Genomic DNA, 24,147 nt, shown 5'->3' on the forward strand with positions numbered 1-24,147 from the left:
TGAATGTTGTAGAGTTTCAATTCAGGTTTATCAACAACTGGTGGTGTTGGTGGAATTGAAGTGGTTACCAATTTGTTAGTGAAGGATTTCTTATCACCATATGCTACAGAAGCTTTGAGTGTATTGCTTGCATCATCTTTTGTGACAGTTACAGTCGCATCAATACTTCCTTCATCGTAGGTCATTCCTTTTGCTTTGCTTTCAGGAATAACTTCTTTAATCGTGTAGTGGAAGGTTTTTCCTGCGTCCTCTGATGAATATGAAAGGTCATCAAAGGCTACCGTACCATCTGCAGCATTTTGTTTTGTTTGAAGAACTTTTCCGGTCTCATCCAACAATTGGAAATTGAATTCACCATTCTTCAATTCAGCACCTTCTAAAATCTTGCTCGCTGAAATTTTAGCTTTTGCTGGTTGAGGAGCTGTATAAGTATTTGAGAAGGTTTTATTATCTGGATAAGCCACATCTGCTTTCAGGTTGTCGCCATCTTTTTTCACCTTAACAGTTACTTGTTTATCAGTCTTGTCATAGGTAATACCTGGGGTATTTCCAGCTACTTCCTTAACAGTGTAAGTGTGTTCACCTTCTTCGGTGTACTCAATTGGTGCAAATGTTACTTTTCCGTTTTTGTTTGTAACAGTTTGAAGCTTGTTTGTACCTTCGTACAATTCAAAGCTGAATTCGCCATCTGTTAGAGAACGACCCGTAAGAGCTTTATCCAGTTCGATGGTAGCTTTTGTTTCTTTTGGCTTGTCTTTTGGATTGACGATTGTCTTCGTAACCTTATGATCCTTACCGAAATCTTCAGCATTTACGACGGTATCAGCCTCCTTGATCGTATAACCGGCAGGGGCTTCCGTTTCCGTTAAGATATATTTATCTTTTAAGAGCGCATTAACCGTAATATCTCCGTTCTCGTCTGTAACGTATTCCCCAATCACTTGGTTGTTAGCTTGACGAACGATTTTAAACTTAGCTCCAGCAAGAGGTTGGCTTTCATCGTTTACCTTGTGTACATGAATGGTAAAGACATAGCCGACACCAGATCCTCCTGCGACTTGGACGGCAGCTGTGTTTGTCACATCTTTTGTTTCAAATTGCTTTCCTTTAAGGGTAGCATCATTTTTAAGGAGTTCTCCATCTACAGGTTCATAATTTAAGCGAACATCATAATTAATCCGATATTGATCGTTTTCGCTAATGTCCCCCAGATTGACAACAAAGGATTGACCATCTTCACTGATGGTAACAGGGTGTTGATCCGTTACATCAACACGATTTGAAAAGACCCATTCACCTGCTTCAAATGAGAACTTCCCTTTGATGACTTTGATGCTGTCTTTTACATAGGAAGCATTTGTAAATCTCAAATGGTCTTCAATGGTGACCTCTTTAATATTTTGTTTACTTTTATTAACAGAAATAGTATAGGAGATTGTTTTATGGTCGTTGTCATTGACCCAACTAGTTTTTGATAATGGAGTTGGGTTGCCGTCTCCAACCCCTTTAAAGGTAACCTTCCCGCCGATCTTGGTTTCTCCATTGACGGTAATTTCAATAGGAATTTCCCCTTGTTGAGGGTGTTTTTTGAAATCGATACGTGCATAGAAGAAGAAGGACCCTTGGGTATCTGAATGATTTTCAACATAATCCGTGTAAGTTAAGGATATTTTCTTTTTGGCATCGTCAACCTTTGCATGGGCTATAATGTCATTCGTATTGATATCACGAATTTCAAAACTTTGCGACGTAATGATCAAAGCGTCTGGAACTGTAATGTCAGTTGTATCTCCTTTTTTGACATTCTTACCAGCCAAGTCGAAATCAGCATTGATACGGAATGTTGCCCATTGTCCTAATTCCCAATCAAGGTTGCCACCTTCATTATTGGTAACTTTGATATTTTTGATCGTATCGACCAATTTTCCGCTTACTGTCACTTCAGGAGTTTCTGCTGAAATCCGATTCCATCCTAAAGCGAAAAGCGTCGCCACTAAACAAAGGACAAATGAGAAAATTTTAATATTTCTATTCTTCATCTTATCTTCCCTTTTCATAAAAAAATTAGTGCCTAATTATCAATGCCTGATTACTCTTAAAGATATGAATGTTTAAATCCAATCTGTTGGTAATAAGAATTGAGTGCTGAGACACGACCTCCATAAAATAATTTTATAGGGTAAAATATTTTACTTTTAAAATTATTCCCTACACAGGGAATTATAGCAAAAATAATGAGTAGCTTCAAGCTAAAATTGATGAAATGAGGCAGGAATTACGGACTTTTAAGATATTTCATCAACTTTTGTTCTCCTTCAGAAAACAACCATGAAAATACCAACTGATTTACAAAAAAAGAAGGACGGAAAAGTAAGTTTTTATTGAAAGAATACGAATAGTAGAATTGAAGAGACGCTAGGGCAAAGTGATGGTATAATAGAAGAGATAGAAACATTTTAGATAAAAGAGGAATTATGATGACAAAAATTCGTGGATTTGAACTTGTATCAAGCTATACCAATCAGGACTTGCTTCCAAAACGGGAGACGACCCATGCAGCTGGCTACGACTTAAAGGTGGCAGAGCGCACAGTGATTGCACCAGGAGAAATCGTCCTCGTTCCAACTGGGGTCAAGGCCTATATGCAAGCGGGTGAGGTGCTTTATCTTTATGATCGTTCTTCTAATCCTCGGAAAAAAGGTCTGGTCTTGATTAACTCTGTGGGTGTCATTGATGGAGACTATTATGGCAACCCAGGAAATGAAGGCCATATCTTTGCTCAGATGAAAAATATTACCGATCAGGAAGTTGTTCTTGAAGTTGGGGAACGTGTGGTTCAGGCTGTCTTTGCACCATTTTTAATCGCAGATGGAGATGAAGCAGACGGCGTTCGAACTGGTGGATTTGGATCAACTGGGAAATAGAGGAATAAAATGGCAGATTATTTATTAGTTGTAGACATGCAATCAGATTATGTTGCTGTAGGAAAAGCATATCATGAAGAACTGACTGCAGCTGTAAATGACAAAATTGCTACCTATCCCAGCGACCGGGTTATCTATATTCTCAATCGTTTTTTCTGGGAGAGAAAAGACAGAAAGAAGAAATTTGCGACCGGCTTGCTGCTTGTATCTTCTCGTATCTTTGAGAAGCGTCGGGCTTCTTGCTTTACTAATCCAGATTTAAAAGATTTTTTAGAGGAAAACGGTGCTAAAAGCATAGAGTTTATAGGGGTAGATGGCAATGGCTGTGTTAAGGCTTCCGTTTTGGCAGCTGTCAAGGAGAATTATCAGGTTTCTGTCGATTTGTCTGCTGTCGGAGTTGTCAACCAGAAGAAATTCTCTAAAACACTGAAGCAGTGGCAAGATTGCGGAATCAAGATTGGATAGTTTTATGGGGATCTTAATATGAAAATTATTTTTATCCGTCATGGAGAGCCAGATTATAGTATGCTTGATAAACTTGAAAATCCACAACTCTATAGTGGTTTTGGTCGTGATTTAGCACCATTGACAGGAAAAGGTCGCTGTCTGGCAAAAGAAGTTGCTAAAACTGCATGTTTTGGAAAGGCAGAGATTATTATTTCATCGTCTGTGACGAGGGCTTTAGAAACAGCCCATTATATAGCAGTTGAAACAGGATTGGACTTATTTGTGGAGCCATTTTTTCATGAGTGGCGTCCAGACTTAGACGGTACTAACTTTGATTTAACTAGTGTATTGGTAGCTCATGAATATTATCTAAAACATCAAGGAAGTTTATCTGAAGATTCTCCTTGTCGCTATGAAACTGCTCTGGAGATGCGTCGTCGTTTTTTAAGAACTTTGGAAAAATATAAAAATTATAAAACTATTATCATTGTAACTCACGGAATGCTGATGCGCCAGTTTGTGCCAAATGAGAAGATTGATTTTTGCCAAGTGATTGAGTGTGAAATAGAGATTTAGAAAGAGGTATCGTATCGCTAAGAAAAAAACGACATTTATTTGTCAAAATTGTGCTTATAATTCACCCAAATATCTAGGGCGCTGTCCCAACTGTGGCTCTTGGTCTTCCTTTGTCGAGGAGGTCGAGGCCGCAGAGGTCAAGAATGCACGAGTGTCCTTGACAGGTGAAAAGACCAAACCCATGAAACTGGCGGATGTGACCTCCATCAATGTACATCGTACCAAGACGGAGATGGAAGAATTCAACCGCGTCCTTGGAGGAGGTGTCGTCCCAGGAAGTTTGGTCCTCATCGGTGGTGATCCAGGGATTGGGAAATCGACCCTGCTCCTTCAGGTATCGACTCAGTTATCCCAAGTGGGAACGGTTCTCTACGTTAGTGGAGAGGAGTCAGCCCAGCAGATTAAACTTCGGGCAGAGCGCTTGGGGGATATCGACAGTGAGTTTTATCTCTATGCTGAGACCAATATGCAGAGCGTGCGAGCAGAAGTGGAGCGCATTCAGCCTAACTTTCTCATCATCGACTCTATCCAGACCATCATGTCTCCTGAAATTTCGGGGGTGCAGGGATCGGTTTCTCAGGTGCGGGAAGTAACGGCTGAGCTCATGCAGCTGGCCAAAACCAACAACATCGCCATCTTTATCGTGGGCCATGTGACCAAGGAAGGAACCTTGGCAGGTCCTCGGATGCTCGAACACATGGTGGATACGGTGCTCTACTTTGAAGGGGAGCGCCACCATACCTTCCGAATCCTGAGAGCGGTCAAGAACCGGTTTGGCTCGACCAATGAGATCGGGATCTTCGAGATGCAATCTGGTGGTTTGGTTGAGGTCCTCAATCCGAGTCAGGTCTTTTTGGAAGAACGTTTGGATGGAGCGACTGGTTCGTCTATCGTGGTTACCATGGAAGGGACCCGACCAATCTTAGCGGAGGTACAGGCCTTGGTGACACCGACTATGTTTGGTAACGCCAAGCGAACGACGACAGGGCTTGATTTTAACCGGGTTAGCCTCATCATGGCAGTGCTAGAAAAACGTGCTGGTTTGCTCCTTCAAAATCAGGATGCCTACCTTAAGTCTGCAGGTGGTGTCAAATTGGATGAGCCAGCTATCGACCTAGCGGTTGCAGTTGCAATCGCCTCCAGCTACAAGGACAAGCCAACCAACCCGCAGGAGTGTTTCGTCGGAGAGTTGGGCTTGACGGGAGAAATCCGTCGAGTGAATCGGATTGAACAACGGATCAATGAAGCAGCTAAGCTTGGTTTTACCAAGATTTATGTTCCGAAAAATTCTCTGACTGGGATCACGATGCCATCGGGGATCCAGGTCATCGGTGTGACGACACTAAGTGAAGTCTTGAAAAAAGTATTTTAATAGAAGAAAAGGTTCTAAATAGGAAAATTTAGAGCCTTTTTTCCGATGTGACAAATACGAGTAGAAAGCACCTGACAGAAAGAAGGGGATATGATAAAATAATAGATGATTTGAATTTCAAAGGAATAAAGGAGAGACCATGTCTTATTTTGATAATTTTTTAACAGCCAATCAAGCTTATGTGGCGCTGCATGGAGACCTCCGTCTGCCAATTAAGCCGAAAACACAAGTTGCCATCGTAACCTGTATGGATTCTCGCCTTCACGTGGCACCAGCACTGGGTCTAGCTCTTGGAGATGCCCATATTTTGCGGAATGCTGGAGGGCGCGTGACCGATGACATGATCCGCTCCTTGGTCATTTCCCAGCAGCAAATGGGGACCCGTGAAATTGTCGTCTTGCACCATACAGACTGCGGCGCACAAACCTTTGAAAACGAAGGTTTCCGGCAGCATATAAAGAAAGAACTGGGAGTAGATGTGGGAGAGCGCGATTTTCTCCCCTTTCAAGACATTGAAGAGAGTGTCCGCGAGGATATGGAGCTTCTCAAGGCTTCCCCTTTGATTCCAGAGGATGTCATTATCTCAGGAGCTGTGTATGATGTGGATACCGGATTGATCTCCGAAGTGAAATAAAATAGAAGAGTTCAAGAAAACAAAACAACTTTGTTTTCTTGAACTCTTCTTAATTGGTGTAAAAAAATTGAACCGGCTAGGAAAAAATGTGACAAAACAATTAAAAAATCGTTGTGAACTATGACATTTTTACAGAATTATGACATATTTATTTCGACACATTGATTCTCTGTGTCGATCATGTTACAATTTTATTTGCATCATGGAATCATGAAATATGAAAAAGGAGATCCTATAAATGAAGGATGTATTTAATAAGCGCCAGCGCTTTTCATTGCGAAAGTATAGCGTTGGGGTTTGTTCTGTTCTCTTAGGAACAGCACTCTTTGCTGCAGGGGCTCAATCTGCATCAGCGGATGAAGCAACAGTAGCATCTGAATCTGCAGGGACTGCGGCGTCAGAAGCACAACCTGCTGCAACAGAGTCAAATCAAGGAGAAGCACCAATTGCTTCTAAAGCATATGGGGAAGGAGCATCAGTTCCAAAAGTAGACCTATCTAATTCTGCTGCAACTTCAGAAACACCAGCTCCAGCAACCGAAAAAGCTGAAGTGGCTGCAACACCAGCTGCTACAGAAAACAAGGAAGCGAAAGCTGAATCTAAAAAAGAAGAAAAAGCAGAAACTAAAAAATCTGAAGAAGCTTCAAAACTGCTAAACGTTGGTTCATTACCAAAAATCGCTCTACCAGTTACAAATAAGGCAGAGTTAAGTGCTAAACCAGCTTCTACAACAGCACCAACTACAGCATCAACAACTTCAACTCGTGCTACAGCTAGTGAAAGCTCAGAATCAGTGGCTACCAGTGAAGCGGCTACAGCTGAAACTCCAGTAACTCTCAATGCTACAGTGAAGCCAACCTCACTTCGTGGTACTGACGCTCCTACAGCAGAGCGCGCAGCTGCTGAAGATCGTAGTGCATCACTTGATCGCGCCGCAACTGATTTGGCTAATGGTGGAGCCTTAGCGACAAGTCGTAGTCGTCGTAGCCGTCGTGCTTTGACAGACCATAATGTGACACCGCTTGATGTTGTAACGACCATTGCTTCGAATGTTTCTGCTAATCCAGATATGACAGATCCTAACGGAGCATCTGTGCACTCTCAAACAATTCCAGCTGGTTACCAAGCTAAAGAAGGGGATTTCTATACTTTTGGTATCTGGAATTTGACAAAATTTAATGCCCGTTACAACACAAACTACTATGCACGTGCTTATAAAAACTTTGATAGTTCGACAGATACTACAGTTGAACTGATCGATAAGAATACAGGTGCTGTTGTTGAAACACATACAGTCACTGCAACTAGTGGTGTTCAAAAATTCACTACAACCACTCCAAAATCTAATAATGAGTTGACACTGCAAGTGGATTACCAAGCAGGGGCTGGTCAAGGTCCTGGTAAGACAGATCAACCATTCATTCAAATGGGATTTGAAGTTGGTCCAGCGATTCAAGCTTTGGTAGCTGCTGGTCATAACCTGACTCCAGCTGAACAAGCCCGCTTTGATGCTGTTTATGACGCACGTAATTCAAATGATATCATCAATGCAGTTGAACCTACATATAATGGTCGTCAAGTTACAGATACAAACTTTAAGATCCCTGCCAATGTTGAAAAGACCACTTACTATAAACTTGTTGACAAGAAAAACCCTACCTACAAGGAAACTGGTAAGTCTGTTACAACTCAGGACTATAAAGAAAATGGCAATGAAACTGAGTTAGCTAAATATACTCTAAAAGCTATGGAAGGGCAAAAATTCACAGCTTCTGGAGAACGCCAATTTACCAAGCAAACTGAAGATCTTGGAAATGGTATTACTAAAGAAACAGTTTATAAACTTTATCAAACGGTAGATCCAGATACAACTTCTGGTTATGTAAGCCGTCCTTACACCGTTGGTACCAAATTCATGGATGCTGAGCGTGCAGGAATTAAGCGTATCAAAGAAATTGTGGGTGAAGATGGATCTGTAGTGGTTCGTGTTTACCTACTAGATCCTAAACAACAAAGCAAACGTTCGGATGGTACTTTGAACACTGACGGTTATATGCTTTTAGCGGAGACCAAACCAATCAAGCCGGGAGAAGCTAATACTGAAGAACTAGTAGTCAAAAAGACACCGCTTACAACGATTGCGCATACGGTAACTGATCCAAAAACTGGTGCAAAAACGAACTATCCAAACGGTAAGACAGTTCCGTTCGATTTCCAATGGGCTGCTGGCTACACTCCGTATAAGACAGTCTTTGTTCCTTTCTTGGGAGACAATATCGGTCACCTTTCACCAAATTCACAATTGGAACGTGGAGTAGGAGGTATTGGTACCAACGTTGACTTGCTCAACTCCTTGACACCATACAAACAACCAATCTACTACTATGACAAGACAGAAACCATCAAGGTAAAACCTGAGGTTGAAAAACAATTGGAAGGTCGTGCACTTGTAGATGGTGAATTCAGCTTTAAGATTAAGGAAAACTCTTCTTCACCTGGGGTAGAAGAAACTGTAACTAATAAAACTGGTAAAGCATCCTTCTCAGAATTGTCATTTACAAAAGAAGGTACTTATACATATACTATCACTGAAACAAAAGGTTCTGATACGAATGTAGACTACGATGCAATGGAAGTAACCATGACTGTAAAGGTTACCAAAAATGCTGCGGGTGATTTAGAAGCTTCAGTTAAATACAGCGGTACTGGTGGATTTGCTTCAAGTGCAGATGATAAAGTCTTCAACAACTACGTTGTAGCTCCAGTTAAGACTAAGTTTGACTTCAGCAAGGCTCTTGCAGGTCGTGAGTTGAAAGCTGGTGAATTCAACTTTGTATTGAAAGATTCAACTGGTAAGACTCTTCAAACAAAGACAAACACTAAAGAAGGTGTTGTAGCCTTTGATGACTTGACCTTTGACAATACTCAAGTTGGTACACACAAATACACTGTAGAAGAAGTTATCCCAGAAAATAAAGAAACTGGTATGACTTACGACACAATGAAGGCGGAAGTTACCATTACTGTTACTAAGGAAGGTCACGTTCTTAAAGCAACAAACACACTTCCTGCAGATACAGAGTTCAACAACACCTTCACTCCAGGTGCGGTAAAAGTAAATCTTGACTTTGATAAATCACTTTCAAATGGTAACTTGAATGCTGGTGATTTCAGCTTTACTTTGACTGGTGATAACAATGTTAATGAAACTGTAACCAACAAAGCTAATGGTAAGATTAACTTTAGCGAATTGTCATTTGATAAAGAAGGTGTTTACAACTACACTGTTAAAGAAGTGAAAGGCAATAATGCCGATGTAGACTACGATGAAATGACAATCGGCGTGAAAGTAACCGTTACGAAAGATGCTGCAACAGGTCTTTTGAGTGCCAAGACTGAAATGACTTCAACAGGCGGTGAAGCAACTGGTGCGGATGACAAGACATTCAACAACCACGTTGTGGCTCCTGTGACTGCTCAATTCGACTTCAGCAAGGCTCTTGCAGGTCGTGACTTGAAAGACGGCGAATTTAGCTTTGTATTGAAAGACAAAGATGGTAAAGTCCTTCAAACAAAACAAAACGATGCTAGCGGACATGTTCGTTTCGATGCCTTGACATTTACAAATGCTCAAGTGGGAGATCACAAGTACACTGTAGAAGAAGTTCAAGGTTCTGAAGCAGGTATGACTTATGACCCAATGAAAGCAAACGTAACAGTAACTGTTACGAAGTCAGGTCATGCGCTTACTGCTGTTGCAACTCTTCCAACAGATACAGAGTTCAACAATACCTTCACACCTGCTGCAACTCAAGCTCAATTCAAGTTCACTAAACGTCTTGAAGGGAAAGAGCTTACAAAGGATGCCTTCACATTCGAATTGCTTGAAAATGGCAATGTGATCCAAACCAAGAAAAATGCAGCAGATGGATCTATCACATTTGATGCGATTGAATACAACGCTGTAGGTAAACACACTTACACTGTACGTGAAGTAGCTGGAACAGATACAAACATCGACTACGATTCAATGAATGCAGTCGTAACCGTTAATGTAACGAAAAATGCAGCTACAGGTCTCTTGAGTGCAGCTGTTACAATGCCTGAAGATACGGAATTCAACAACTATGTGGTTTCACCAGTTGTGACTAAGTTCGACTTTACTAAGAAATTGGCAGGTCGTGAACTTAAAGCAGGTGAATTCAGCTTCGTATTGAAAGATTCTACAGGTGCAGTAGTTGAAACAGTTAAGAATGATGCTGCTGGTAATGTTTCATTCTCTAACTTGTCATTCGACAACACTAAAGTAGGTACTCATACTTATACAGTAGAAGAAGTTATCCCAGCCAACAAAGAGTTTGGTATGACTTACGATAAGATGAAAGCTACTGTTACAGTTGAAGTTGCTAAGAACGGTCATTCATTGACTACGGTTACAAACGTATCTTCAACTGGTGGGGTTGATGCCAACGGTAATGCTACTGACGGTACTGCAGATAAAGAATTCAACAACAAAGTCACTCCTCCGAACACTCCTGAATTCCAACCAGAAAAATTTGTCGTTTCTAAAGAGAAATATGACATCACTGGTGACAAGTTGATGGATGACGACAATGAGTTGACAAATGAATACACTGAAACAAATGCAGATCCATATGTAGACAAGACAAACAACAACGAACCAGAAAACTTGAATACTAAGACTGTTAAACGCGGTTCTAAATTGGTTTACCAAGTATGGCTTGATACTACGAAATTCACAGAAGCAAACAACATCCAATATGTTGGTGTATCTGATACATATGACGCTGATAAATTGGACGTTACTGCAGCGGATATCAAAGCTTACGATTCAGTAACTGGTGCAGAAGTAACCAATAAATTCGACATCAAAGTTGAAAACGGCACCATCACTGCAACTTCTAAAGATGAATTTATCAAAGACAAAGTAAACGCTCCTGTTATCGATACAACTAAGTTCGAATTTGGACGTTACTATAAATTTGATATTCCAGCAACTGTGAAAGGATCTGTTAAAGCTGGTGCTGATATTGAAAATACAGCTAACCAAACAGTTCACGTTTACAACCCAGTAAGCAAGACAGTTGAAAAACCTGAAAAACCAACACAAAAACGTGTCAACAGTGTTCCAGTTCCAGTGGAAATGAACTTCACGAAACGTTTGGAAGGCCGTGAACTTCAAGAGAACGAATTCGAATTCGTATTGAAAAAAGACGGTGTTGAAGTAGAACGCGTGAAGAATGACGCGGCTGGTAAGATTGTCTTCAAGACTCTTGAGTTCGGCCGTGATGATCTTGGTAAGACATACAACTACACAGTTGAAGAAACTCCTGGTACAGATGCAACTGTCACATACGACACAATGGTTGCTACTGTTAAAGTTGTGGTATCACATGATGGTACTGCTAAAGCGATCGTTGCGAACGTAACGGATGCTGCTGATAAAGAGTTCAACAATACAGTAACTCCACCAGAAGAACCTAAGTTCCAACCAGAGAAATACGTTGTTTCTAAAGAAAAATACGATATCACTGGTGACAAGCTCGTTGACGATGATAGAGAGTTGGCAGACAAGTACGCAGATACAAATGCGAACCCATATGCGGACGATGCATCAAACAACGAAGCAGAAAACTTGAATACCAAGACTGTTGAACGTGGTTCTAAATTGGTTTACCAAGTATGGTTGGATACAACTAAATTTGATGCAGCTAACAAGGACAACATCCAAACAGTTGGTATCTCAGATAACTATGATGAAGCTAAATTAAATCTTAATACAGCTGACATCAAAGCCTATGACTCTGTAACAGGCGCAGAAGTAACAGATAAATTCGATATTACTGTGAACAACGGTGTGATCACTGCTAACTTGAAAGCTGGCTTCACGAAGTCACTTGGCGACGCTGAAAACACACAAGTTATTGACACAACTAAATTTGCATTTGGACGTTACTACAAGTTCGACATCCCAACAACAGTGAAAGACGATGTGGTAGCTGGTGCGGATATCGAAAATACTGCGGCTCAAGTTGTAAACTACTACAACCCAACGACTAAGAAAGTTGAAAAACCAAGCAAACCAACTGAAAAACGTGTAAACAATGTTCCAATCTCAGTTGAATTTAACTTCACTAAGAAATTGGAAGGTCGTGAACTGAAAGCTAACGAATTCACATTCGAGTTGAAAGACAGCGACAATGTTGTGATTGCGACTGCAACCAACGACGCAAGCGGTAACTTCAAGTTCACTCCAGTTGACTACACAAACAAAGCTGGTAAAACTGTCACTGCCCTTAAATACCAGAAGGGTCAAGAAGGTACGTACACTTACACTGTAACAGAGGTGAAAGGTACAGACTCAACTGTTACTTACGACCCAATGGCTGCAGTTGTAACTGTTAAAGTCAGTCACGATGGTACAGCGAAAGCCTTGATCACAAACGTGACAGATCCTGCCGATAAAGAATTCAACAACCGTGTCACTCCACCAACAGAACCTAAGTTCCAACCAGAGAAATACGTTGTTTCTAAAGCGAAATTCGATATCACAGGTACGAAGCTCGTTGATGATGATTCTGAATTGACAGATAAATATGGTGAAACAAACACCAATCCATATGTCGATACAACTGCCAACAATGAAGATGAAAACTTGAATACTAAGACAGTTGAACGTGGTCAAAAACTTTACTACCAAGTATGGTTGGATACAACTAAATTTGACGCAAACAACAAAGATAACATCCAAACAGTAGGTATCACAGATAACTATGACAAGGATAAATTGACGGTTACTGCATCAGACATCAAGGTTTACGATTCAGTTACTGGCGCAGATGTTACGACTAAATTTGATATCTCTGATAACAATGGTGTTCTGACAGCTAACCTGAAAGCAGGCTTCACTAAGTCACTTGGCGACGCTGAAAACACTCAAATCATTGACACTACTAAGTTCGAATTTGGACGCTACTATAAATTTGATATCCCAGCAACAGTGAAAGACGATGTCGCAGCTGGTGCCGATATTGAAAACAAAGCAGCCCAAGTCGTTAACTACTACAACCCAGTAAGCAAGACAGTTGAAAAACCAAACAAACCAACTGAAAAACGTGTCAACAGTGTTCCAATCTCAGTTGAATTCAACTTCACTAAGAAATTGGAAGGTCGTGAGCTTAAAGCTGGCGAATTTACATTCGAGTTGAAAGACAGCGACAATGTTGTGATTGCGACTGCAACCAACGACGCAGACGGTAACTTCAAGTTCGTACCAGTTGATTACACAAACAAAGCTGGTAAAACTGTCACTGCCCTTAAATACCAGAAGGGTCAAGAAGGTACGTACACTTACACTGTAACAGAGGTGAAAGGTACAGACTCAACTGTTACTTACGACCCAATGGCTGCAGTTGTAACTGTTAAAGTCAGTCACGATGGTACTGCGAAAGCCTTGATCACAAACGTGACAGATCCTGCCGATAAAGAATTCAACAACCGTGTAACTCCACCAACAGAACCTAAGTTCCAACCAGAGAAATACGTTGTATCTAAAGCGAAATTCGATATCACAGGTACGAAGCTCGTTGATGACGATTCTGAATTGACAGATAAATATGGTGAAACAAACACCAATCCATATGTCGATACAACTGCCAACAACGAAGCTGAAAACTTGAATACGAAATCAGTTGAACGCGGTCAAAAACTTTACTACCAAGTATGGTTGGATACAACTAAATTTGATGCAAACAACAAAGATAATATCCAAACAGTAGGAATCACAGATAACTACGACAAGGATAAATTGACTGTTAATGCTTCAGATATCAAGGTTTACGATTCAGTTACTGGCGCAGACGTAACAACTAAGTTCGATATCTCTGATAACAATGGTGTTCTGACAGCTAACCTTAAGGATGGCTTCACTAAGTCACTTGGCGACGCTGAAAACACTCAAATCATTGACACTACTAAGTTCGAATTTGGACGTTACTATAAATTTGATATCCCAGCAACTGTGAAAGACGATGTCGTAGCTGGTGCCGATATTGAAAACAAGGCAGCACAAGTTGTTAATTACTACAACCCAGTAAGTAAGACTGTTGAAAAACCAAACAAACCAACTGAAAAACGTGTCAACAGTGTTCCAATCTCAGTAGAATTTAACTTCACTAAGAAATTGGAAGGCCGTGAGTTGAAAGCTGGCGAATTTACATTCGAGTTGAAAGACAGCGACAATGTTGTTATCGCAACTACAACCAACGACAAAGATGGTAAGATCAAGTTTGCTCCAGTAGATTACACCAATAAAGCTGGTGAAACTGTCACTGCCCTTAAATACAAGAAGGGTCAAGAAGGTACTTACAAGTACACAGTAGAAGAGGTTAAAGGAACTGACGCAACCGTTACATACGATACAATGAAAGCTGTCGTTACAGTTGAAGTTCGTCATGATGGTACAGCGAAAGCCTTGATCACAAACGTGACAGATCCTGCTGATAAAGAGTTTAACAATACTGTTCGTCCTCCAGAAGAACCTAAGTTCCAACCAGAGAAATACGTTGTTTCTGAAGAAAAATTCGATATCACAGGTGACAAACTCGTTGATGATGATAAAGAGTTGGCAGACAAGGTCGCAGATACCAATGCGAACCCATATGCGGACGATGCATCAAACAACGAAAAACAAAACTTGAATACCAAGACTGTGAAACGTGGCGACAAGTTGGTTTACCAAGTATGGTTGGATACAACTAAATTCGACGCAGCTAACAAGGACAACATTCAATCAGTAGGTATCTCAGATGACTACGATGAAACTAAGTTGGAACTTGATTCTACTAAGATCAAAGCTTACGATTCAGTAACAGGCGCAGAAGTAACAGATAAATTCGATATCGCTGTGAACAACGGTGTGATTACTGCAACCCTTAAAGATGGCTTCACTAAGTCACTTGGCGATGCGGAAAACACTCAAATCATTGATACAACGAAATTCGAATTCGGCCGTTACTACAAGTTCGACATCCCAACAAAAGTGAAAGCTGATGTACCTGGTGGTGTAGATATTGAAAATACTGCGGCTCAAGTAGTTAACTACTACAACCCAACAACTAAGAAAGTTGAAAAACCAAGCAAACCAACTGAAAAACGTGTAAACAACGTTCCAGTTGAAGTGGAATTCAACTTCACTAAACGCTTGGAAGGCCGTGAACTGAAAGCCAACGAATTCAGCTTCGTTCTTAAAGATTCAACTGGTAAAGAAGTTGAAACTGTAAGCAATGATGCATCTGGTAACGTTAAGTTCAAAGCTCTTGAATTCAAGAAGGGTCAAGAAGGCGTACACAACTACACAGTAGAAGAAGTTAAAGGAACAGACGCAACCGTTACATACGACACCATGAAAGCGAATGTGACAGTCACAGTTTCACACGACGGAAAAGCTAAAGTTCTGATCGCGAAAGTTGGCGACATTGCGGACAAAGAATTTAACAACAAGGTGACTCCTCCAGAAACTCCAGAGTTCAACCCAGAGAAATACATCTTGAACGCTGAGAAATTCGACCTTACTGGTAAATCACTTCTTGATGATGATAAAGAATTGGCAGACAAGGTTGCGGAAACAAACGCAAATCCTTACGCTGATAAGGCTGACAATAATGAAGCAGCAAACATCAATACTAAGACTGTGAAACGTGGCGATAAGGTTGTTTACCAAGTATGGTTGGATACAACTAAGTTCACTGAAGCGCACAACATCCAATCTGTTGGTGTTACTGATGACTACGAAGAAGACAAGCTTGACATCAATGTTGCAAACATCAAAGCTTACGACTCTGTAACAGGCGAAGATGTGACTGCTAAATTTGATATCAAGGTTGAAAACGGTGTGATCTCTGCAACTTCTAAAGCGGACTTGACTAAGTCACTTGGAGACGCAGAAAATACTCCAGTGATCGACACAACTAAGTTTGCATTTGGACGTTACTACAAGTTCGACATCCCAGCAACAGTGAAAGATACTGTTAAGGGTGGTGCGGATATTGAAAACACTGCGGCTCAAATCGTACATCAATACGATCCAACAAGCAAGACAGTGAAGAAACCAAACAAACCAACTGAAAAACGTGTTGTGAACATCCCTGTTTCAGTAGAATTCAACTTCACGAAACGTTTGGAAGGCCGTGAGCTTAAAGCTAACGAATTCAGCTTTGTTCTTAAGGATAAAGATGGTAAGACTCTTGAAACTGTGAAGAACGATGCATCTGGTAACGTTAAGTTCTCAGCTCTTGAATTCAAGAAAGGTCAAGAAGGAACTTACAACTACACTGTAGAAGAAGTCAAAGGAACTGATACAACCGTTACTTATGACACGATGAAAGCAGTTGTAACAGTTGAGGTTTCTCATGATGGAACGGCGAAAGCTCTCCTTACTAAGGTAACGGATCCATCAGACAAAGAATTCAATAACACTGTTCGCCCACCTGAAACTCCAGAATTCAATCCAGAGAAATACATCTTGAACGAATCTAAATTCGATCTTACAGGTGTGAAACTTCTCGACGATGATAAAGAGTTGAAGGATAAGGTTGCGGAAACAAATGCGAACCCTTACGTTGATGAGACTGATAACAACGAAGCTCAAAATATCAATACGAAGACACTCAAGAAAGGTGATAAAGTATACTACCAAGTATGGTTGGATACAACTAAATTCACTGAAGCACACAATATTCAATCTGTTGGTGTGACAGATAAATATGACAGTGCGAACTTGACTGTCAACGGAGCTGATATTAAGGCATACGACTCTGTAACAGGAGAAGATGTAACAGCTAAGTTTGATATCAAGGTTGAAAACGGTGTGATTACTGCAACATCTAAAGCAGACTTGACTAAGTCACTTGGAGACGCAGAAAATACACAAGTGATCGACACAACTAAGTTGGCCTTTGGACGTTACTACAAGTTTGAAATTCCTGCAGAAATTAAACAATCTGCTCAAGATGGTGTGGACATTGAAAATACAGCTTCACAAATCGTACACCAATACGATCCAACTAAGAAGACTGTAGAAAAACCAGAAAAACCAACTGAAAAACGTGTAGTCAACATTCCAGTTAAGGTTCAATTCCAATTCACTAAGAAATTGGAAGGTCGGGCATTGAAGGCTGGTGAATTCAGCTTCGTTCTTAAGGACGAAAAAGGAAATGTGATCGAAACCGTAACCAATGATGCGGCTGGTAAGATCACCTTCTCAAATCTTGAATTCAAACGTGGTGAAGAAGGAACTCATCTCTACCATGTAGAAGAAATCCGTGGCACAGATTCTAGCGTTGTATACGATAAGATGGTTGCTACTGTGGGTATTATGATTAACAAAGACGGTAAAGTATTGACGGCTGTTACTCAGTTGCCAGAAGATACAGAGTTTAACAACACTGTTATTCCGCCAACAACACCGCCAAATACACCACCGAATACACCGCCAACAACACCGCCAAATACACCACCAACGCCACCAACACCTACAACTCCTCCAGCTCCAGCACTTCCTGAAACTGGTGAAGAACAATCAGCATCTGCTGCATTGTTAGGTGCTGCACTTGGTATGGTTGGCCTTGCGGGACTTGCAAAACGCAAAAAAAATGAAGACTAATTTGAAAGTACTGGCGTCTTTCTAAGGGTTTCCTCAGAACAATTTAGACTTCATTAGAAAAAGACTAGAATAAAATCACATTTCTTAGATCAGAAAGCCGAATGAGAGTGTGATGAAAATGATTCGCTCTTTTTAGCAGTCGGGATTTTCCCGGCTGCTTTTTTGTATTGATGGGCGAATAGCGCCTATTTTTCAAATAATTGAAGTTTTTCTTTTGAGAAACACAGAATCCCTATTCTTTCTCTTCTTATTTAACAAACAGAAAAGGAGAACAAGCTACTCCCCAGCTAGATGAGAGAAATGGAAAGAGGTCTGTCTTTGCCAAAATTTTCGTTCTTTCAGAATAAAGTTTTGTTTTGGAAAGAGTTTTATTTTAGATCGATAACTAGGCTTTTCTATAGGTGGAGTCAGAAAAAACTAGAAATCACCAATTCAAGATAATAAGTATTGGTAAAATAAAGGGGATATTCTAAAAAGTATAGAGAAATAGGCAAAAGAATTGTTATAAAATACATGTTTTAAAAAGGTGAACTCAAAGTGCATAAATGAAAAAAATCACAAAAAATGTTCGTGTTTTCTCTATATTTTTTGCAAATAAATTACAAAAAAAGACAATATTACGATGTATTTCACGATAATTACGACACATTGATATTTGAAAGTTTATTTTTGATAAAATTACTTTGTAACAAAAATATTTTTTAAAAGGAGTTTTAGGGATATGAGGGATATATTCAATCGACGTCAAAGGTTTTCCCTTCGGAAATATTCTATTGGCGTTTGTTCCGTATTGTTGGGAACGGCCTTGTTTGCAGCTGGTTCTCAGACGGTTTTGGCTGATGAAGTTGAAAATCCTGCTGACTCGTCTTCAGATGTAATTTCTAGTGAGGCGACATCGGACAAAGAGATTGCTCTTTCAAAACCAGTCACAGGGGAATTGTCTGCCCCAACTTCGTACAATGTTGCTGCAGTTGTACAACCTTCTGTAGCTACTGATTCGCAACATGAGGGTGCTAAAGAAGCAGGGGAGGAAGCTACAGCTGAGCCAACTGAAACTGTATCTCATGAAGCTACAGGTACGAGCGGTTTTCGTAATAGTGGTGAAGTAACTTCACGTGTGGTTTCTAACTGGAATGGTTTTGTTTCTGCATTGAATGATAATTCTATTCAGAATATCACCATTTCAGGAAACGTCGTAGCGACTGGAGACAATGGTAATACTGATAATGGTCGTGTGAATTCGGTTGACCGTACAGTTGCGATCAACTCACAAGGCCGTAATGTAGTTATCCGAGGTCGAAATGATCAAGCAAGCTTGGATCTTTTATCAAATAGCTTGAAGTTTACAGGTTCAAGTGCATGGAATTTGGTTTTTAAGAATCTTCAACTTGCTACAGGTAACTCAAAAGGTGCTGTTGATCTTTCTTCAACAACAGGTGCCAATACTGTTACATTTGAAAATGTAAAAAGTCAAGGTTCTTCCCTTTATGGTGGTGGCGGGAATACCGACGTCATTGTAAAAGGGGAAACAAGTTCGACTGTTAGTGATAGCTACCGTTCTGCAAACGGTCAGACTCAGTATGTGCAACGGAATGTTGGATCTGCTGGGCACTCAGTATTGCGACGTGAAGCAAATATTCACGATGCTAAATCTGTCACAGTTGCTGACGGAGCGAGTTTGACCTTGAATCGTTCTTCACAAGGGGACGGTATCAACCTTGCAGGTGGTTCAACTGTTCGTGTGAATGATGGAGCAAGCCTCACCATTAACATGAATACGAACAATGGAACGGAAAGTGCTCGTTACCATAATGCTGGGATCTTCATGGAACATGGAGGAACGGTCGTAACTGGTAAAGATTCGAAACTTACTCTAAATACAAGCATTGGTCAGGCTATCTCACTTGGAATGGGACGTCCAGCAGATGGTTTAACACACCTAGATCGCTGGGGAGGCTACGGAACAGGAAATGCCTTCCGTCGAAATGGAAAGAGTAGTCTTACCATTGGAGAACATGCAAGCTTCAATTTCACTGGTCGTGATGGATTGGTTTTTGGAAATAACGCAACCTTCACAACTGGAGAGAACTCACGCGTTCGTTTTGAAAACAAGGGGCGTGGAACAGCTATTGATTTTGGAGACAACTCACGCGTTGTATTTGGTAAGAAATCAACGAATACCTTCCACTCTGTAGGAAAAGGTCCTAAGAGTGGTGGAGGACCTTCAGGAAGTTACAATGCATACAACTATATTGGCTTGAATGAAAATGGCTCTATTTTAGTAGATGATTATGCAACTTTCCGTGTTCAAATGGATAATCGTGGAGCCAATCCTTGGGATGATGTCATCAACTTGGATTCAAAACATGGTCGGAAAGATCAGCCGTTATTCCAAGCGAATAAAGGTTCAATTGTTGACGTTCGCGATGAGAATACGGACTATTATGCAGAGCTCATTTCGGTGCCACTTGGTGCAAGTAAGAATGTAGTCTTCCAATTCAATAATCCACTCTATGTTTCCTTTATGCGTTACACAAATTCTGAAGGACGCTCGGCTGGAGAGATCACAGGTAAGCTTCCGTTTGGAATTGCCCAAGGAAACAATCCAGAACAAATTGGTCATGGTAACATTCTTTATATTTCCAATGGTTCAAGAGAATCTGGTAACCATATTGAATTTAATGGACCAACTGGTACTCGTGTAAACCGTGGTGCGGGTACTTATACAGTGTACTCACTGAACCGTGATGGTCGAGATGTTGTGAGCAAAAACAGAATGAGTTCAGTTTGGACAGATATCCAAGGTGGGGCAATGAGTATTGCCGGCTTTAAACCTGGTGGAAAACCAGAAATCAATCCTAGCTCATCCACCTCTGTTCAAACAGGTTCTTCTTCAGGTGGAGTTCTTGCAACGGATAAGACATATGGAATTGATCCAGTCACAGCAAACCGCCAAAATATCTGGGTATCAAATGGAACAAGTATTAATCCACATGCAACCCATACAAATACGATTCGTTACGTTTACGAAGATGGTTCACCTGTTTTAGATGCAAATGGAAAACCAAAAGTTGTTGTTCAAACATCGGATTGGAAACGTCTATTAGAAGTGGCAATTGATCAAGATCAATTCAAGAAGGTACTGAAGAGTTCCAGCGTAGCGAATGGGGATGAATTCCTAGCAGCATATGCCAAGGCAGAATATGGCATTCAAGATATTGACGGAGATGGCATTGGAGACACTGGCTGGCAACTTGCGGGTACTACAAATAGTAAGGCAACCTATGATACTGTTGTCTCGCCTGAAGTTGAAGGCTATAAAGCTGAAATTCTTTCTTCTAACGTACCTGGTTTAGCAGTCGGAACAAAAGCATCTCGTGTATCCGTAACCTTCAATCCTAGTGAAATTAAAGATGAGATTGTTGTCTCTCATGGTGGACGTCGTACGGTTTCAGAAACATACTGGCGGAACATTGTAGACAATGTCCAATTGACGAATTATGAGACAGTTGTCGTTTATAAGCAAGATAAGCAAAAAGCAAGTGTTAAATATGTTAACGTCACTTCAAATATCGAACTTGCAAAAGATGAGATGGAAGGCCGTGGTGGAGCTCTGATTGAGTACAGTACAGCTGATAGAATTACTGCTTATAAGAAAGCGGGTTATCGACTTCTTGAAGATGGCTTTACGAATGCTGCGGACAAGCATTATGATACAAATGTGTCTGTTGACCAAGAGTTCATCGTTACTCTTGAAGAACGGATTGAACCAGTAACACCACAAGATCCGAAACCAGTTCCAGGTATTCCAGTAACTCCAGAGGATCCAGCTAGTTGGCCAAAAGAAGTCAAGGATATGAAGGAGCTGGAACGTACAGCAACGCAAACCATCCGCTTCAGAGAAGAAGAAAGTGGTAAAGAAGTCTTCAAGACCATTACACGTCGGATAACCTTTGAAAGAACAGCTTATATCAACTTAGTAACAGGTAATATTACATACTCTTCATGGAGAATTGGTAAAGTTGTAGACGTTGATACTCCGGTTCAGCCAGTCAATGGAGCAGCAACTACTGGAGATGCAGTAGCTAACCGTCGTGTAAGAAGAAGTCTACCAGCAGAATACGAAGTTGCTTCTACTGAGGATTACGAAGATCTTCCAGTTGAGTCTCCTGCTCCTGTAGCAGAAGAGCCAAGACCAGCAGCAACAGTTGAAGCAAGTGTAGAGCGCCTACCTGAAGAGCCAATAGCGACTCCAGTGGCCCCTCAACCAGAGGTTTCAACAGAAGTTAGCCCTCAACCAGTGGCTCCTACAACTGCGATTCGTGTTAACACGCCAAAAGCAACTGCAACTGTCACTAATCCAGTCTATACTGGAAAACGTGTCTTGACTCGTGGTCGATCCAGTCGTCGTCCACCGAAAATTTAGTAAAGTTTGGAACTAGGTAAATGGCATAGTTGTACTCTTTTTGATGGGGAGTTACAGCTATCCATTTGCCACTATAGAAATAAAAAGGAGAAAAAAATGAGTTTTGATCGAAAACAACGATTCTCAATTCGTAAATATTCTGTCGGAGTAGCCTCAGTTTTGATTGGTACTATTTTGGCAGGAACTACGATTGCAGCTGCTGACACAGAAGTGAAAGTGGACGAAGCTTCTTCATCTTCAACATCAGTTGCCTCAGAAAGCCCAGTAGAGGAAGCTGCTCCCGTTGCGGAGACCGAGAAAGTTGCTACCTATACTGCTGAACCAGCAATTCCTTCCCCAAGCTTGACTCCAGTAGAAAAGAATGAAGAAGCAGTTGCCTCTGAAAAAACTACTGAAGCACCAGCGAAAGAAGTTGCTGAGGTAGAGAAAAAAGCGAATGTAGTAGAAGCTAAAGTTGAGGAAGCTAAAAAAGAAGCTAAAGTCGACACCAAGGTAGAAGAAGCGAAAAAAGAAAGCCAGTCTGCCCCAACTGTTGAAGAGGCTGAAAGCAAAGCAGTAGTTTCAGAGAAAGCAAAAGCGGAAGCTTCTGAAGCAGTAGAAGATAAAGCAAGCGAAACAGCGGCACCTTCAGTAAAAGATAAGATTGTTGTAGATAAAAAAGTCCCAGGTTTGGACTTGGAAAATGCAACTGTCAATCCGAATGGAGGATATGATATCCAGCTTACAAAGGAAGCACAAGAAAAATTCCGTGCTTCGTTAGAAGCTTATATCGCTCGTCGTCGCAATTACAATCGCAGAGGTAGCTTCCGTGCTGCAGGGGACGCGACATCAACTGATCCTGACTATGAATTTAAGAAGGTCATGACACCAGTTCTTCCTGGTTTTTATGCAGACAAAGCTAGTATCGAAGCTCTTGTTGTTGATCCGACAAATATTGACGACTATGTCTTCAACGTCTGGTATAAAAAGCTTGGTTATGTTACTTATGTAGATGAACAAGGTAACTATATTACTCCAGCGGGTGAAGTAACTTCTAAACAGGAAGAATCTGCTAGAAACCAATACGCTAACGACCCATCTGATCCAACTCGTGCATGGTTCACAAATGTACCATCTGTACCAACAGGTTGGGAAATTAAACCAGGTCAATCCATTTATGGATATGACGAAACTCGTAAAACGGTCAATCCAAACCATAAAGATGACCTAGATGCAATTGGAAGAGATACTAAGATTGTCATCACCAAGCAAATTCAAAAAGCCATCATTAAATATGTCAATGAAAAAGGCAATACTGAATTGAGCCGTGATCTAGTTTCTGGTAAATCAGGCGAGCTAATCAACTACAGCACAAACGATAAGATTTCATCTTACCGTCGCCAAGGATATGAATTGGTCAGCGATGGCTTCTCAGATGCAGCGGACAAGAACTTCGATTCTGATACCAAAGTAGACCAAGAGTTCACAGTTACCCTTCGCGAACGCATCGAACCAATCGATCCAGATAAACCAAAACCAAATCCAGATCAACCAGTTGATCCAAAAGATCCAGATACACCAAAATGGCCAGATCCAGTTAAGGATGTAGTCAACAAAGACGATGTAACACGTACTGTGAAATACGTCTACGAAGATGGTTCTAAAGCGAAAGATGATGTGACAGAAACCCTTCACTTCAAACGCTTCGCATACGTTAACTTGGTAACAGGCCACATCGACTATCGTGAATGGACTACAAGTGATGATACCTTCGATGCAGTGAAATCACCAGTTATCACAGGTTACACTGCTAATAAATTAGTGGTACCAGAAGTCACAGGTGTTAAAGCTGGAGCAGCAGACGTTGAAGAAGTTGTAACATATGTGAAAGATGCGCAAAAGGCTATCATCAAGTATGTCAATGAAAAAGGCAACACTGAATTGAGCCGTGATGAGGTCAATGGTAAATCAGGTGAAGCAATTGATTACAGCACAGCTGATAAGATTGCAGCATACAAACGTAAAGGTTATGAACTCGTTAGCGATGGCTTCTCAGATGCAGCCAACAAGAACTTTGACTTTGATGCCAAAGTAGACCAAGAGTTC

Annotated in this window: 9 protein-coding genes; 8 read left to right on the forward strand and 1 reads right to left on the reverse strand. The window is 40.9% G+C overall.

Annotated elements, in window-relative coordinates; all coding sequences use genetic code 11:
• Positions 1–2,039 (reverse strand): Spy0128 family protein (locus ACVC7Q_RS09730; protein ID WP_447265698.1); only part of this gene is annotated, 2,039 nt, incomplete at its 3' end.
• 438 nt (positions 2,040–2,477) lie between these two features.
• On the opposite strand from ACVC7Q_RS09730, the gene ACVC7Q_RS09735 reads away from it, so the two are divergent.
• From ACVC7Q_RS09735 to ACVC7Q_RS09770, 8 genes are all read left to right on the forward strand, one after another.
• Positions 2,478–2,924, forward strand: coding sequence for a dUTP diphosphatase (locus tag ACVC7Q_RS09735; RefSeq protein WP_118096240.1), 447 nt, complete (start codon positions 2,478–2,480; stop codon positions 2,922–2,924).
• 9 nt (positions 2,925–2,933) lie between these two features.
• Complete coding sequence (locus ACVC7Q_RS09740; protein ID WP_447265699.1) at positions 2,934–3,389, forward strand: isochorismatase family cysteine hydrolase; 456 nt, start codon at positions 2,934–2,936, stop codon at positions 3,387–3,389.
• Between the two features lie 18 nt (positions 3,390–3,407).
• Complete coding sequence (locus ACVC7Q_RS09745; RefSeq protein WP_447265700.1) at positions 3,408–3,947, forward strand: histidine phosphatase family protein; 540 nt, start codon at positions 3,408–3,410, stop codon at positions 3,945–3,947.
• A 13-nt stretch (positions 3,948–3,960) separates the two neighbouring features.
• A complete protein-coding gene (gene radA, locus ACVC7Q_RS09750; RefSeq protein ID WP_447265705.1) occupies positions 3,961–5,319 on the forward strand; it encodes a DNA repair protein RadA in 1,359 nt (452 codons plus the stop codon).
• 139 nt (positions 5,320–5,458) lie between these two features.
• Positions 5,459–5,953: a beta-class carbonic anhydrase gene (locus ACVC7Q_RS09755; RefSeq protein ID WP_447265701.1), complete on the forward strand. Its 495-nt coding sequence runs from the start codon at positions 5,459–5,461 to the stop codon at positions 5,951–5,953.
• A 238-nt stretch (positions 5,954–6,191) separates the two neighbouring features.
• Positions 6,192–17,636, forward strand: coding sequence for a Spy0128 family protein (locus tag ACVC7Q_RS09760; RefSeq protein WP_447265702.1), 11,445 nt, complete (start codon positions 6,192–6,194; stop codon positions 17,634–17,636).
• A gap of 721 nt (positions 17,637–18,357) precedes the next feature.
• Positions 18,358–22,062, forward strand: coding sequence for a mucin-binding protein (locus tag ACVC7Q_RS09765; RefSeq protein WP_447265703.1), 3,705 nt, complete (start codon positions 18,358–18,360; stop codon positions 22,060–22,062).
• A 96-nt stretch (positions 22,063–22,158) separates the two neighbouring features.
• The coding region (locus ACVC7Q_RS09770; RefSeq protein WP_447265704.1) for a mucin-binding protein at positions 22,159–24,147 on the forward strand (1,989 nt) is incomplete at its 3' end.

The organism is Streptococcus sp. W151 (genome assembly GCF_053010205.1).

Coding starts and splice junctions, on each gene's coding strand:
- ACVC7Q_RS09735 (WP_118096240.1), top strand. CDS start 2,478: ATGACAAAAATTCGTGGATTTGAACTTGTATCAAGCTATACCAATCAG.
- ACVC7Q_RS09740 (WP_447265699.1), top strand. CDS start 2,934: ATGGCAGATTATTTATTAGTTGTAGACATGCAATCAGATTATGTTGCT.
- ACVC7Q_RS09745 (WP_447265700.1), top strand. CDS start 3,408: ATGAAAATTATTTTTATCCGTCATGGAGAGCCAGATTATAGTATGCTT.
- ACVC7Q_RS09755 (WP_447265701.1), top strand. CDS start 5,459: ATGTCTTATTTTGATAATTTTTTAACAGCCAATCAAGCTTATGTGGCG.
- ACVC7Q_RS09760 (WP_447265702.1), top strand. CDS start 6,192: ATGAAGGATGTATTTAATAAGCGCCAGCGCTTTTCATTGCGAAAGTAT.
- ACVC7Q_RS09765 (WP_447265703.1), top strand. CDS start 18,358: ATGAGGGATATATTCAATCGACGTCAAAGGTTTTCCCTTCGGAAATAT.